Origin of the sequence: Janibacter sp. GS2, from assembly GCF_051200835.1 — a bacterium.
Classification (GTDB): domain Bacteria; phylum Actinomycetota; class Actinomycetes; order Actinomycetales; family Dermatophilaceae; genus Janibacter.
The window spans coordinates 216097-228825 of the sequence record NZ_CP195161.1; the positions used below are offsets into that span (position 1 = coordinate 216097).

The window sequence follows — 12729 nt, forward strand, 5'->3', positions numbered from 1 at the left end:
CCCTCCGGCCCGTCTCAGCAGGTGGTGGTGATGTCGCTCAGCACGTCGCCGTCGTCCGTCGTCGACGAGGAGGGCGAGGACGACGGGGTCGTCGTCGGTGAGGGCTTCGGCGTCGTGGTGCTCGACTTCTTCGGCGTGGTCGGCTCGGGCGGGTTGACCGCCTCGTCGACCATCGCGTGGATCTTGGCGTAGTTGGGCTGGTTGACGTTGATGTTCTCGTTCGTCAGCGGCAAGGACTTGATCGAGCCGCCGTCCTGGATCCGCAGGACCAGCTCGGCCCACTCGTCGAGGTCCTGCTGGGGGATGTCGACGCGGACATTGTCCTCGAGCGTCTTCGCCAGCGCCGGGTAGCGGGTGATCATCGACGTCGGGTTCACCTGGTTGAGCAGCGCCCCGACCATGCAGCGCTGGCGACGCATGCGGGAGAAGTCCCCGTCCTGCGAACCGGCACGCGAGCGGGAGTACCAGAGGGCGCGGTAACCGTTGAGCTTGCGGTACCCCGGCTCGATCCACCCCGTCGTCCCGACCACGGTGCCGTTGGGGTCGATCTTGCAGCCGATGCAGACCCGCTCCTGGACCGTGATGTTCACGCCGCCCATGGCGTCGACGAGCTGCGCGAAACCCTCGAGGTTGATGACCGTCGTGTAGTCGATGTCGAGACCGAGCACCTGCGAGGCCGCGTCCTTGGTGACCGTCAGGCCGGGGTTCGGATCACCCGGGAAGAGCTCCGCGTTGTCCGAGCCGAGCTTCCAGACGAACTCCATGAGGCACTCGTCCCCGCAGTTGAAGCCCTGGGGGTACTCCTTCGACAACGGGTTGTCCGCGGAGAAGGGGATGTTCTGCAGGTTGCGCGGGATACCGAAGAGGACGGTCTCACCGGTCGTGGTGTCGACGCTGGCGACCATCAGCGAGTCCGGGCGGACACCCGAGCGGTCCTTCCCCGCGTCGGACCCGACGAGCATGATGTTCACGCGCTCCGTGTCGGCCCACGGGTCGTCGCCCTCGATCGGCCCCACGGCGCCGTCGGGCCGAAGGGTCTCGAAGACATTGCCGATGAGCGAGTGCTGGATGACGGCGTACCGCATCGCCTGCGCGGCCGGGGCGAAGACGAGCACCGCGGCGAAGGCGGTGAAGACGACCATGGCGACCTTGGGCCGACCGTGGCTGCCCTCGGGCATGTTGTCCCGGGCGGTGGTGATGATCCCCCAGATCCAGACCACGGCGATGATGAACACCACCGGTATCGCGACGAGCAGCGCCCGGCGGCTCACGCCGACGCTGATGACCGAGGAGGTCACGCCCTTCGCCAGGCCGTACGCGCAGACGGCGAGCACGCCGAGGACGAAGGCTCCGACGATGACCTGACCGGTGCGGCGGCGGGAGGGGATGAGGCCGAGGCCGGGGACGATCGTGCTCGCTGCGGTCAGGGTGTAGAAGCGTCGGGTCTGCCGCGCGTGCCGGCGAGCGACCATGCCGCGCTCCCCGAGGGCATGATGGCGCCCGGGATCGTCACTCTGAGAAGCCACAGGTGCCAACCTCCATGTTCAGGGACCCGTGGACGTTCTCAGGTCGTCCGTAGGGCAGTTCGTCATAATATCGTGACACAACGGAGACCTGGGTGCGAAAAGTTCCCGCCTCGGCCCTCATGCCCGGTGCGCCGGGGTCAGCCTCACGGCGCCGGGTCGGGGTCGTACCACCCGTCGAACTTCTCCGCGAGCGTCGTGAAGCGCTCACGCAGCCCCTGCTCCACCGCACCGGACTCGTCGGCGATCATGTCCTCGCGCACGTGCACGGCCCACTCGTGGTCCTCGCCGTCGTCCTCACCGGCCAGCGACTCGCGAACGACCCGCACCTCGCTGAACCCCTCGTCGCGCAGGTCATCGGCGATGCGCTCGGCATCGTCGCGGTCGGGGAAGACCATCAGGTGCTCGGTCATGGAAGCCACTGTGGCACGCAGACCTCGGCCTTTACAGCACCACACGGACGTGATGTGGTCAGGACATGGCACAAGAACAGAAGATCACCGTCCAGCGCACCATCGATGCGTCCCCGAAGGACATCTTCGAGGTGCTCACCAACCCGGAGCGGCACGCCGAGCTCGACGGCTCCGGGTTCGTCCGCTCGGACGAGAAGACCGACCGCATCCAGGCCGTCGGCGAGGTGTTCACGATGAACATGTCCGGCGACCACATGGGTGGCGACTACCAGACCGAGAACCACGTCACCGCTTACAGCGAGAACAAGATGGTCGGGTGGAAGACCGCTCCGGCCGGCACCGAGCCGCCCGGGTGGGAGTGGCTCTGGGAGCTCGAGCCCGAGGGCCCGGACCACACCGTGGTCACCCACACCTACGACTGGTCGGGCGTCACCGACGAGGAGCTGCTGAAGAAGGTCAGCTTCCCCCTCGTCACGCAGGAGCAGCTCGAGGACACGCTCGGCAGGCTGGCCGCCGCGGCGATCGACTGACATGACGACCCTCGACGTCGCGGGGCTGCGTGCCGGGTTCCCCTCCCTCGACTCCGGCATCGCCCACTTCGACGGGCCGGGCGGCACGCAGACCCCCGCGGTCGTCGGGCAGGCCATCGCCCACACCCTCACCGGTCCCCTGTCCAACCGGGGCACCGCCGTCCTCAGCCAGCGCAACGCCGAGGACGCGATCACCGGGTTCCGGCAGGCCCTCGCCGACCTGGTGGGGGCCGAGCCGGGCGGGATCATCTACGGGCGCAGCGCCACACAGCTCACCTACGACCTCGCGCGGACGCTCGCGAAGTCCTGGTCCCCGGGCGACGAGGTCGTCGTCAGCGAGCTCGACCACGACTCCAACGTGCGCCCGTGGATCCAGGTCGCGCAGGCCGTCGGTGCGCGCGTGCGGTGGTTGCGGCTGGACCCGGCGACGGCGGACCTCGACCTGACCGGACTCGACGAGGTGGTCACCGAGCGCACCCGCGTCGTCGCGGTGACCGGCGCGTCCAACCTGCTGGGCACCCGGCCCGCCGTGGCCCGGATCGCGCAGCGGGCGCATGCCGTCGGCGCGCTCGTCCACGTCGACGGGGTCCACCTCACGGCGCACTCGAGCGTCGACATCGCCGCGCTCGGGGCGGACTTCTACGTCTGCTCGCCGTACAAGTTCTTCGGGCCGCACTGCGCCGCACTCGCCGCGGACCCGGCGCTGCTCGAGAGCCTGCGGCCGGACAAGCTGCTGCCCTCCAGCGACGCCGTACCGGAACGCTTCGAGCTGGGCACCCTCCCCTACGAGCTCATGGCGGGCGCCACGGCCGCGGTCGACGTCATCGCCGGGATCGCTCCGGAGCGTGACGGCCGTCGCGAGCGACTGTCACGTGCCCACGACCTGATCCACGCCCACGAGCTACGGCTGCGATCGCGCATCGAGGGCGCCCTCACGGATCTCGGCGAGCGGGTCGTCGTCCACTCCCGGGCGGCGGATCGCACACCCACCCTCTTCTTCACCTTCACCGACCGGGACGCCCACGATGCCGCCGACTTCCTCGCCGCGCGCGATGTCCTCGCCCCGGCCGGGACCTTCTACGCCCACGAGACCTTCCGGGCGCTCGGGCTGCCCGTCGCCGACGGGATGCGGGTCGGGGTGGCGCCCTACACCGACGACGCCGACGTCGACCGGCTGCTCACCGGACTGACGGACTTCTTCGGAGACTGACCGGCGTCAGGCCGGCGTGCGCCCGGTGAGCGCGATGAGCTGGTCCTGGCGGGAGGCATCGGCGCCCACCTCGACGGCCGGACCGCACACCCCTTCGCCGCGGATGTGCTCCCCGAAACCGGCGATGGCCGCCTCCACGGTGTCGAGCTCGCGGTCGGTGAAGGTCACCTCGACACCCGCGGCCCGACCGACGTCCCACCGGTGCACGAGCAGGTCGAAGCCGTAGAACCGGTCGAAGGCACCCCCGACGGTGGCCATCCCGAAGGGCGTCTCGTACGGGCGCTCCGCGAGGGTGTCGTCGGCGAGCTGCCGGGCGACGGCCTCCGCGTGGGTGCGCCACGCCGTCGCCGCGCCGAGGGCGCCCACCGTGGGCGCAGGGTCGGGCAGCTCCGCGCCGGCCTTGAGCAGGAAGTCGCGTTGCGTGTCGATGAGGTGCTGGATGACTTCCTCCCCGCTCCACCCCTCGCACGGGCTGGGTGAGGCGAGCGCCTCGGGGTCGGAGGAGTCGATGAGCCGCATGAGCGGCGTGTTCTTGCGGTCGAAGATCGAGGCGGCGTCCTGGGGAAGTGGCATGGACACAGCCTGCCACCCGGAGGTCCGCGCCGACACGATGTGTGTCAGGGGCGGGCGAAAGGGGTCAGCGCGGCTGCCACACCACGAGCGCCTGACCGGCGTGGCGCGAGCGCGGACGCTGGCCGTGGCGCAGGGCGACGATGTCGCCCTGCGAGCCGACGGCGAAGAAGCGCCGGCCCTGACCGAGCTCCTCACGCGCGTCGTCGAGCTCCTCGCCGAGCTCGCTCACCCGGGCACGCAGCGCCTCGACCTGGTGCTCGAGCTCGAAGATCCGCTGGATCGCGCCGAGGGAGACGCCCTCCTCCTGGGAGAGGCGCTGCACCTCGCGCAGCCGGGTGACGTCGGCGGCGCTGTACCGCCGACCGCCACCACGGGTGCGCGAGGGGATGACCAGACCGATCCGGTCGTACTGACGCAGGGTCTGGGCATGCATGCCGGCGAGCTCGGCGGCCACCGAGATGACGAAGACCGGGCTCTCGTCGTCCCCGCTCAGTCCGGAGATCCTGACCATCGAGCTCACTCCCTTCGTCGGCTAGCAGTATCCCGCGACCTCACGCACCACGCTCGGAGGCGAGGTCCGCGCGCGGGTCGTCCTGGCGGGCGTCGCGCAGCACCTCGACGGCTTCGCGCTCGGCGTCGCTGAGGTCGGTCGGGACGACGACCTGCACCTTGACGAGGAGGTCGCCGGTGGCCGTCTTGGACCGGACGCCACGGCCCTTCAGCCGCAGCACGCGTCCGCTGGGGGTCCCGGGCGCGACCTTGACCCTCACGCTCGACCCGTCGAGGGTCGGCACCGCGACGGTCGCCCCGAGGGCGGCCTCGGCGAAGGTCACCGGCAGGTCGATCGTCAGGTTGTTGCCGTCCCGCCCGAAGACGGGGTGGCGGTCCACCGAGACGGTGAGGATCAGGTCACCCCGCGCGGCACCGCGGTCGCCATGACCACCCTTGCCCCGCAGGCGGATCTTCTGCCCGTCCTTGACACCGGCGGGGATCTTGGCGTTGACCTTCTCCCCGTTGACGTCCAGGGAGATGGTGCGTCCCTCGACGGCGTCGCGGAAGGTGAGCTCGGTGCGAGCGGTGAGGTCGGCGCCCTTCGTCGGACCGCGCGGGGGTGAGCGGAAGCCGGCACCCTGCCCGCCGAAGCCAGCGGCACCGCCGCCGCCACCGAACATCGAGAGGATGTCCTCGAGGTCGGGCTCACCCGCCCCGCCACCGGCGAAGGGGGAGCCGCCCCCGGAGCTGTAGCGCATCCGGGAACCGCCCCCACCCCCGCCGAAGGCGGAGAAGATGTCCTCGAAGCCCCCGTTGCCGCCCTGGCCGCCGGCGGTGAATCGGGCGCCGCCACCGGTCATCGAGCGGATCGCGTCGTACTCCCGACGCTGCTCGGGGTCGGAGAGCACGGCCTGCGCCTCACCGACGTCCTTGAACTTCTGCTCGGCGGCAGCATCCCCTTCGTTGCGGTCGGGGTGGTACTGCTTGGCGAGCTTGCGGTAAGCCTTCTTGATCGCCGTCTCGTCGGCGTCCTTGGGGACACCGAGGACCGCGTAGAAGTCCTTGTCCAACCAGTCCTGACTGGCCATGTCTCCTCCTTTCGAGCTCGTGGGTGCTACTGCGGGTCGGCGACCGCGACGCGGGCGGCGCGCAGGACGCGCTCGCCGGCACGGTAGCCGGGCTGGAGGACGGTGACGACCGTGGTGGCCGTCGCGTCCGTCGGCAGCTCCTCGTCACTGGCGTCCCACTCGGCGTGCATCAGGGCCTCGTGCACATTCGGGTCGAAGGCCTCGCCCTTGGCGCCGATGCTCTCCAGGCCGTACTTGCCCAGGGCCTGCTCGAGCTTGTCGGTGATCGCCATGACGGGGCCGTCGGTGAGGTCGCCGTGCTGCCGGGCGAGCTGGATCTCGTCGAGGACCGGCAGGAGCGTCTCGAGGACGTCGTGGGCGGCGCGGATCTGGATCTCCGCCCGGTCCCGGTCGACGCGCCGCTTGTAGTTGACGTACTCCGCCTGGAGGCGCTGCAGGTCGGTCAGTCGCTCGGCCGCGAGCACCGTGTCCGGGTGGAGGTCCTCGGCCTCGGGGACGAAGGGGGTCTCCTCCCCGTCCTCGGTCGCGCCCCCGCCGGGGGCGGTCCCGGGCGACTGCTCGCCCGGGACCGCCTCGCCGTCGATGACGGCCTCGACGTCGACCTGCTCCTCGGCCCCGGGGTCAGCGATGTCCGCGTCAGCGGTCGCCTCCGGGTCGATGGGCTGGTTGGGGTCGGTCACTTGTTCTCCTCGTCGTCGACGACCTCGGCGTCGACGATGTCGTCGTCACCCTCGGTGGAGGACTGCTCGCCGCCCGGCTGGTCGCCGGGGGTCTCGCCGCCGGCCTCCTGCTCGGCCGAGGCCGCGTAGAGCGCGGCACCCATCTTCTGGGACTCCTCGTTGAGCGTGTCGACCTTGGCGTTGAGGTCCTCGATGCTGGTCTCGGACTCCGGCTTGAGCGCCTCCTTGAGGTCGGCGAGGGAGTCGTCGACGGGCTTGCGCTGCTCGTCGGTGAGCTTCTCGCCGGAGTCGGTGAGGAACTTCTCGGTGGAGTAGACGAGGTTCTCCGCGGTGTTGCGCACCTCGGTCTCCTCGCGACGCTTGGCGTCCTCGTCGGCGTGGGCCTCGGCGTCCTTGACCATGCGCTCGATCTCCTCCTTCGACAGCGCGGAGCCGCCGGAGATGGTGATCTTCTGCTCTTGGCCGGTGCCGCGGTCCTTGGCGGAGACGTTGACGATGCCGTTGGCGTCGATGTCGAAGGTGACCTCGACCTGCGGCACGCCACGCGGTGCGGGCGCGATGCCCGTCAGCTCGAAGGTGCCGAGGTTCTTGTTCTGCTGGGCGATCTCACGCTCACCCTGGAAGACCTGGATGAGCACCGAGGGCTGGTTGTCCTCGGCGGTGGAGAAGACCTCGGAGCGCTTCGTCGGGATGGCCGTGTTGCGCTCGATGAGCTTGGTGAACAGGCCGCCCTTCGTCTCGATGCCCAGGGAGAGCGGGGTGACGTCGATGAGCAGGACGTCCTTGCGCTCACCCTTGAGGACACCGGCCTGCAGGGCCGCGCCGAGCGCGACGACCTCGTCCGGGTTGACGCCCTTGTTGGGCTGCTTGCCCCCGGTGAGCTCGGTGACGAGATCGGAGACGGCCGGCATGCGGGTGGAGCCACCGACGAGGACCACGTGGTCGATGTCGGAGAGGGCGACGCCCGCGTCCTTGATGACGTTCTCGAAGGGCTGCTTCGTGCGGTCGAGCAGGTCCTTGGTCATCTGCTCGAAGTTCGCGCGGGAGAGCGACTCGTCGAGGTGGATGGGCCCGTTGTCGCCCATCGAGAGGTACTGCAGGTTGATCGACGTCGTCGAGGAGGAGGAGAGCTCCTTCTTCGCCTGCTCCGCGGCGTCGCGCAGACGCTGCATCGCGATCTTGTCGTTGGCCAGGTCCACACCGGTGTTGTTCTTCACCTGGGTGAGCAGGTGCGAGACGATCCGCTCGTCCCAGTCGTCGCCACCGAGGGCGTTGTCACCGGAGGTGGCGCGCACCTGAATGGTGGAGAAGCCGTCCTCGGGGTCCTTGCCGACCTCCAGGAGGGAGACGTCGAAGGTACCGCCACCGAGGTCGAAGACGAGGATGAGCTCGTCCTCCTTGCCCTTGTCGAGGCCGTAGGCCAGGGCGGCGGCGGTGGGCTCGTTGACGATGCGCAGGACGTTCAGGCCAGCGATCTCGCCGGCCTCCTTGGTGGCCTGGCGCTCGTGGTCGTCGAAGTACGCGGGGACGGTGACGACCGCGTCGGTGACGTCCTCACCGAGGTAGGCCTCCGCGTCGCGCTTGAGCTTCTGCAGGGTGCGCGCGGAGATCTCCTGGGCGGTGTACTTCTTGCCGTCGATGTCCTCCGACGTCCAGTCGGTGCCGATGTGGCGCTTGACCGAGCGAAGGGTGCGGTCGGCGTTGGTCACGGCCTGACGCTTGGCGACCTCACCCGCGAGGACCTCGCCGCCCTTGGAGAAGGCGACGACGGACGGGGTGGTGCGCCCACCCTCGGCGTTCGCGATGATCGTGGGCTCGCCACCTTCGAGGACGGCGACGGCAGAGTTGGTGGTTCCGAGGTCGATGCCAACGGCACGGGCCATGGGGGCGCTCCTTCGTTTCGGGTGCCGGGGTGGGTGACCCCGGCGGAGTTGAGTTGCTGGTGCTCAACTTATGAGTCGATCCACGACCTGCGCAAATCGGTGGCTCAAAAATTGAGTTCACTTGGCTCAACTTCGAGCGAAGGGGGTTTGTTCCCCCGGCCGTAGGTCGCGAACGGCGTCGCCCACGTGCGTGGCTGTCATCCATCGGCTGGACGCCGAGGTCGCGATCTCGCGGATCTCCGTGGCAGGCCTGCATCCGATCAGCTCGCTGGTGCGGGAGACCGCACCCTCTGACGTGGGTACCGTCGGCATGGTGTCAGGCCGAACCGTGCTTCCGAACCCGCTCGCCGGGATGCGGCCGAACGCACTCGGCGCCATTTACATGGTGATCGGCTCGCTCGGCTACGTCACCAACGACGCCTTGATCCGCGTCGCGACCGCCGAGGGCCTCGACGTGTATCAAGCACTCTGTCTGCGAGGGATCGGGATGAGCGTGTTGTTCGCCGCTCTGCTCAGAGTGCGAGGCGTTGTCGTCACACGCTCCCAGTTCTCGCGCCCAGTCTTCGGCCGAGTCGGCGCCGAGGTGGTCGCGACGTCGCTGTTCTTTGCTGCGATCGTCAACCTGGAATTCGCCAACGCCCAAACCATCTTGTTGATCGTGCCCTTCGCTGTCACGCTCGCCGCAGCCGTCGTCTTGGGCGAGAGAGTCAGCGCACTCCAGTACGTCACCGTGATCGCCGGGTTCGTGGGGGTCGTCTGCGTTGTCCAGCCCGGCACAGGAGCGTTCTCACCGTGGTCACTCGCCGCCGTCGTCTCAGCAGCGGCGCTCACCTTCCGCGAGTTCGCCACCCGCCGCGTCGACAACTCGATCCCGGCGGCGTTCGTCGGGCTCGTCACCGCCATCGCCATCACGGCAATGACGGGCGCCCTCGCCCTCTTCACCGGATGGAATCCTCTCAACGGCACCGCCGCTGTCGTCGTGGCAGCGGCGTGTCTGTGCCTGGTCGTCGGCTATGTGTTCACGATCCAGACCGTTCGAGTCGGTGACATCAGCGTCTCGGCCCCGTTCCGCTACACCACCCTGCTCGGGGCCGTCGTCCTCGGCTACGTGTTCTTCGACGAGATCCCCAACACCCTCACCATCATCGGCTGCACGATCATCCTCGCCAGCGGCATCTACGCCATCCGACTCGAACAAGCCGCACGGCGCATCACCACAGACCCCGCGTCCACGACGCCGTCGAGCTGAAACCACTTCGCCCCTCCCAAGCCCGAGCGACCCCGAGACGGGGGTTCACGTGAGCGACGGTGCCGGGATGGCGTTGATCGGCGGACCGGGCCTGGCGTTGACGGCTTCGGGCGTGTTCCCGGTGACTCGATCAGGGGCGCAGGGTGCGCTCGGCGTGAATGGGGTCATGGGGATGCGCCTGCGGTCGACCACGCGTTCCGAGGAGGCGTGGGTGGCTGGTCACCGCGCGGCTCTGCACCCTGCTCGGCGGGTCATGCCCCGGGGGCTGCTCACCGCCGTCTTGCTGACCGCCTCGGCACTGCTCCCGCAGGGGGACGCCCCGCATCCGGTGACGATCGCACTCTTCGTGGTCACTAAGACACCTCACCATCCGACGGCGTCCCTTCGCGGATGCGCCGCACATGGCCGACGTAGCCCTCGATGATGTGCGTTACGTACCGGTTGAAGTCGAGCCGGGGATAGATCTCGACCCGCGCGAGCCTGGCCTGGAGGACCGCATTGAAGGCGAGCAGCACCTGGCCCGGGCCGCACTCGGAGACAGCGATCCCGAATTCGGCTGACTCCGCGCCGGCACCGGCATCTGTGAAGTTGACCCGGTTGAGAAAGCCTTGGTCGAGGATGAACACCGAGTCCACGCCCATCCCGGGCTCAGTGTCAGCAGCCAACTTGACCATCGTGTCCAGGAGCAGTTCGAGGGAAGCTCCCGTGTAGGCGAACACATGACACTGCGGTGTCATCTCTTTGCGGATCTTCGCGACCTCGCCGAAGTGGTCGGCGGTTCCGAACAGGGCACCCATCAAGCCGGGGTGATATGCAACACGCGGCATCTCCTTGACCTTGACGGCCGCCTGCCACGCCTTCTCTAGCTCCGCCACAGAGAGGTTCGACTTGACCTCGATCCAAGCGTGGCAACTCTCGATGGGCACTACCTGAACGGAGTCCACAGACCATAGAGGCGGCGTGCTCGCGTCGACCACGAGGAGATCGCACTGGCCCGAGACTCGACCGTCAGTGGAGATGAGTTCAGCGTTGCCGGTCACGGCCACAACTCTCGGCATGAAGTCGGCGAGAAAGTCCCGCAGGGTCTCCTCGCGTGCGGACCCTTTAGATCCTCTGTGGTTGAGTCGGCCACTGATACTGAACTGCGACTGCATCGTGGTGGCGATGTCGGCGAATGTCCCCAACAGTGGATCAGATGGAACGGCCATTGGGGCTCCTCGAGTTGTTCAGGGTGGTCACTGAGACCCACCCGGACCGCCTTCAACCGGCAATGGCGCCGTCTGTGCGGCCTGCGCGAGGCGAACTAGCGGGAGCAAAACAGACTCAACGGCAATCTCGCCCAAGGTGGGCGCCCCCGGGTCATCGCCGCGACGCGACCAGTCCTCAAGGACCATGCGACCGACAGCCTCCTCGTCGATGATGCTCAACGCCCACTCAATCGTTCGGACGTCCGGTCGCCAAGCCGGAGCGGTCACTGAGACCTCTTCCCCCTCGTCTTCGCGCGGTCGATTGTGCCACTCGAGATTGCCCGTCCAGACGGTCGAGTCATCGCTGGGCGTGGTCACTGAGCCCCTTCCTTCTGCGCCTTGGCGCGCTTGAGCGTGCGGTACACGGTCGCCCTGGACACGTTGTAGTCCTCGGCGAGTTGGCCGACGGTCGCGGTGCCGGCTTCATAGTCCTGGAGCAGCTTCTTCGTGCGCCGTTCGTTGAGCTTTGGCGGCTTCCCGTTGAGCCTGCCCTGCGCCCGGGCGATCGCCAGGCCCTCCATCGTGCGCTGCCGGTTGAGGTCGGACTCGAACTCGGCGACCATCGCCAGAGCGTTGAAGAGGAACTTGCCGACTGGGTCCTCTGGATCGTGCAGCGACGGACCCAGCTGCAATGCCGCCTCCTTGGCGTACACCTGACCGACGAGATCGCGAGCATCGGGAACCGACCGAGCGAGCCGATCGAGCTTCGTCACCACGAGGACGTCGCCGGGGCGAAGTGCCGCGATCGCCTGCGAGAGCCCCGGCCGGTTTTTCATCGACCGCCCTGTGCGCTTGTCCGTATAGATCCGCTCCCGCTCCACCCCGAGGTCGGCCAAGCCCTTGAGCTGCGCCGCGAGGTCCTGGCGCTCAGTCGAAACCCGCGCGTACCCGATCAACATGCCTCCCCCCTGACGTGTCGTATGAGGCTCGTTACTGCGATTCTAGGCTGGGCAGGTCTAACGCGACAGATTCGGCGCGATAGATGCGCTGACCGGTCGACCCGATGCCGGTGTCGCGGTTGACGATCGTCGGCTACGTCGTGGTCGTGCTCGGCGGTGCGGCCCGGGCTGCGATCTTCACCTCCCGGGCTGCGCGCGCGGCGCCCGCCGGCCCGGGTCGGGTCACCACGCGTCCACGGTGACGTGCATCGCGTTGAGGTACTGATGGATCTCGGCGGCGTCGGCACCGGAGCGCATGATGACCTGCAACCCGAGCAGGTAGGTGGTGACGAGGTCGGTGCGGGCCCGGACGATCTCGGAGTCGACCGCCTCATGAGGCAGGGCCTGGGCGATGAGGGCGTGGATCTGCTCGCGCATCTGTCGCCGGTAGTCGGTGGAGAAGTCGTAGCCGGGCAGGGTGCCGCGCAGCTCGTTGGAGGCCATCACCATCAGACAGCCGTCGCGACCGCGCTCGGAGACCGCGTCCGCCTCGAACATCTCCATGAACCGATGAAGACCGCGGACCCCCGGCCCTGCCTCATCGATCAGGGCGGCGAACATCGTCATCCGCTGCGCGAGATAGCGGCGCAGCACGGTCGCGAAGAGCTCTTCCTTGCTGCCGAAGGTCCGGTACAGGCTCGGCTTGTGGACTCCGCTGGCCTGAACGATGTCCGCCATCGAGGTCTGCCCGTAGCCCTTGCGCCAGAAGAGGTCGGTCAGGTCGTTGAGCACCGCCTCCTCGTCGAAGAGTCGCGGACGACCCACCGTGGCCTTCACAGACTCGCTCATACGGCGATTCTACGTCCCCGCCGCGGCATTTGAAACCTCTTGGTAGCAAAACCGGACCACGTACGGTACCGTTTGGTACACAACCGAACGTCCGGGTCGGCGCTGCCGACCCAC

Annotated in this window: 13 protein-coding genes; 3 read left to right on the top strand and 10 right to left on the bottom strand. The window is 68.4% G+C overall.

The genetic code is table 11. From position 1 onward, the window contains the following. Nucleotides 1-14: 14 nt before the first annotated feature. Nucleotides 15-1472, bottom strand: a complete 1458-nt coding sequence (locus tag ACR9E9_RS01050) for an LCP family protein (RefSeq protein ID WP_435200803.1) — start codon at nt 1470-1472, stop codon at nt 15-17. A 197-nt stretch (nt 1473-1669) separates the two neighbouring features. After that, a complete protein-coding gene (locus tag ACR9E9_RS01055) occupies nt 1670-2008 on the bottom strand; it encodes a ribonuclease E inhibitor RraB (protein ID WP_435200805.1) in 339 nt (112 codons plus the stop codon). Between ACR9E9_RS01055 and ACR9E9_RS01060 the strand changes: the two genes are divergently transcribed. Next, entirely contained in the window at nt 2002-2466 is a 465-nt protein-coding gene (locus ACR9E9_RS01060) for an SRPBCC family protein (RefSeq protein ID WP_435200807.1), read from the top strand. The two genes, ACR9E9_RS01055 and ACR9E9_RS01060, sit on opposite strands and share 7 nt — an antisense overlap. 1 nt (nt 2467) lies before the next feature. Beyond that, nucleotides 2468-3676 (top strand): cysteine desulfurase-like protein, encoded by a 1209-nt coding sequence (locus ACR9E9_RS01065; RefSeq protein WP_435200809.1) that lies wholly within the window; start codon nt 2468-2470, stop codon nt 3674-3676. Nucleotides 3677-3682: 6 nt separating this feature from the next. On the opposite strand, the gene ACR9E9_RS01070 is transcribed toward ACR9E9_RS01065, so the two are convergent. The 5 genes from ACR9E9_RS01070 to dnaK form a co-directional block, all read right to left on the bottom strand. Beyond that, the gene (locus tag ACR9E9_RS01070; RefSeq protein WP_435200811.1) at nt 3683-4249 is read right to left on the bottom strand and encodes a maleylpyruvate isomerase family mycothiol-dependent enzyme; all 567 of its coding nucleotides are present in this window, start codon (nt 4247-4249) and stop codon (nt 3683-3685) included. Nucleotides 4250-4313: 64 nt separating this feature from the next. Next, nucleotides 4314-4760 carry a heat shock protein transcriptional repressor HspR gene (locus ACR9E9_RS01075; RefSeq protein WP_435200813.1) on the bottom strand — a complete coding sequence of 149 codons (447 nt, stop codon included), beginning with the start codon at nt 4758-4760 and terminating at the stop codon, nt 4314-4316. Between the two features lie 40 nt (nt 4761-4800). Then, nucleotides 4801-5829, bottom strand: a complete 1029-nt coding sequence (locus ACR9E9_RS01080; RefSeq protein ID WP_435200815.1) for a DnaJ C-terminal domain-containing protein — start codon at nt 5827-5829, stop codon at nt 4801-4803. Between the two features lie 26 nt (nt 5830-5855). Then, nucleotides 5856-6509, bottom strand: a complete 654-nt coding sequence (grpE, locus tag ACR9E9_RS01085) for a nucleotide exchange factor GrpE (RefSeq protein WP_435200817.1) — start codon at nt 6507-6509, stop codon at nt 5856-5858. After that, nucleotides 6506-8392, bottom strand: a complete 1887-nt coding sequence (gene dnaK / locus ACR9E9_RS01090; RefSeq protein ID WP_435200819.1) for a molecular chaperone DnaK — start codon at nt 8390-8392, stop codon at nt 6506-6508. Before dnaK ends, grpE begins: the two co-directional genes overlap by 4 nt. A gap of 190 nt (nt 8393-8582) precedes the next feature. On the opposite strand from dnaK, the gene ACR9E9_RS01095 reads away from it, so the two are divergent. Next, nucleotides 8583-9641, top strand: a complete 1059-nt coding sequence (locus ACR9E9_RS01095; protein ID WP_435200821.1) for a DMT family transporter — start codon at nt 8583-8585, stop codon at nt 9639-9641. Between the two features lie 353 nt (nt 9642-9994). Here the strand turns inward: ACR9E9_RS01095 and ACR9E9_RS01100 are convergent, their stop codons facing one another. The 3 genes from ACR9E9_RS01100 to ACR9E9_RS01110 all read right to left on the bottom strand — a co-directional run bounded on the left by ACR9E9_RS01100 (nt 9995) and on the right by ACR9E9_RS01110 (nt 12615). Continuing rightward, nucleotides 9995-10849 carry a DUF6602 domain-containing protein gene (locus tag ACR9E9_RS01100; RefSeq protein ID WP_435200823.1) on the bottom strand — a complete coding sequence of 285 codons (855 nt, stop codon included), beginning with the start codon at nt 10847-10849 and terminating at the stop codon, nt 9995-9997. A gap of 353 nt (nt 10850-11202) precedes the next feature. Continuing rightward, nucleotides 11203-11787, bottom strand: a complete 585-nt coding sequence (locus tag ACR9E9_RS01105) for a recombinase family protein (RefSeq protein WP_435200825.1) — start codon at nt 11785-11787, stop codon at nt 11203-11205. A 222-nt stretch (nt 11788-12009) separates the two neighbouring features. Then, complete coding sequence (locus ACR9E9_RS01110; RefSeq protein ID WP_435200827.1) at nt 12010-12615, bottom strand: TetR/AcrR family transcriptional regulator; 606 nt, start codon at nt 12613-12615, stop codon at nt 12010-12012. Nucleotides 12616-12729 lie beyond the last annotated feature (114 nt).

What these genes read in the sequence shown, in the direction of transcription:
- dnaK (WP_435200819.1), bottom strand. Translation starts at nt 8,392, where the DNA reads ATGGCCCGTGCCGTTGGCATCGACCTCGGAACCACCAACTCTGCCGTC.
- ACR9E9_RS01105 (WP_435200825.1), bottom strand. Translation starts at nt 11,787, where the DNA reads ATGTTGATCGGGTACGCGCGGGTTTCGACTGAGCGCCAGGACCTCGCG.
- ACR9E9_RS01060 (WP_435200807.1), top strand. Translation starts at nt 2,002, where the DNA reads ATGGCACAAGAACAGAAGATCACCGTCCAGCGCACCATCGATGCGTCC.
- ACR9E9_RS01070 (WP_435200811.1), bottom strand. Translation starts at nt 4,249, where the DNA reads ATGCCACTTCCCCAGGACGCCGCCTCGATCTTCGACCGCAAGAACACG.
- ACR9E9_RS01100 (WP_435200823.1), bottom strand. Translation starts at nt 10,849, where the DNA reads ATGGCCGTTCCATCTGATCCACTGTTGGGGACATTCGCCGACATCGCC.
- ACR9E9_RS01075 (WP_435200813.1), bottom strand. Translation starts at nt 4,760, where the DNA reads ATGGTCAGGATCTCCGGACTGAGCGGGGACGACGAGAGCCCGGTCTTC.
- ACR9E9_RS01080 (WP_435200815.1), bottom strand. Translation starts at nt 5,829, where the DNA reads ATGGCCAGTCAGGACTGGTTGGACAAGGACTTCTACGCGGTCCTCGGT.
- ACR9E9_RS01110 (WP_435200827.1), bottom strand. Translation starts at nt 12,615, where the DNA reads ATGAGCGAGTCTGTGAAGGCCACGGTGGGTCGTCCGCGACTCTTCGAC.
- ACR9E9_RS01065 (WP_435200809.1), top strand. Translation starts at nt 2,468, where the DNA reads ATGACGACCCTCGACGTCGCGGGGCTGCGTGCCGGGTTCCCCTCCCTC.
- ACR9E9_RS01050 (WP_435200803.1), bottom strand. Translation starts at nt 1,472, where the DNA reads ATGGTCGCTCGCCGGCACGCGCGGCAGACCCGACGCTTCTACACCCTG.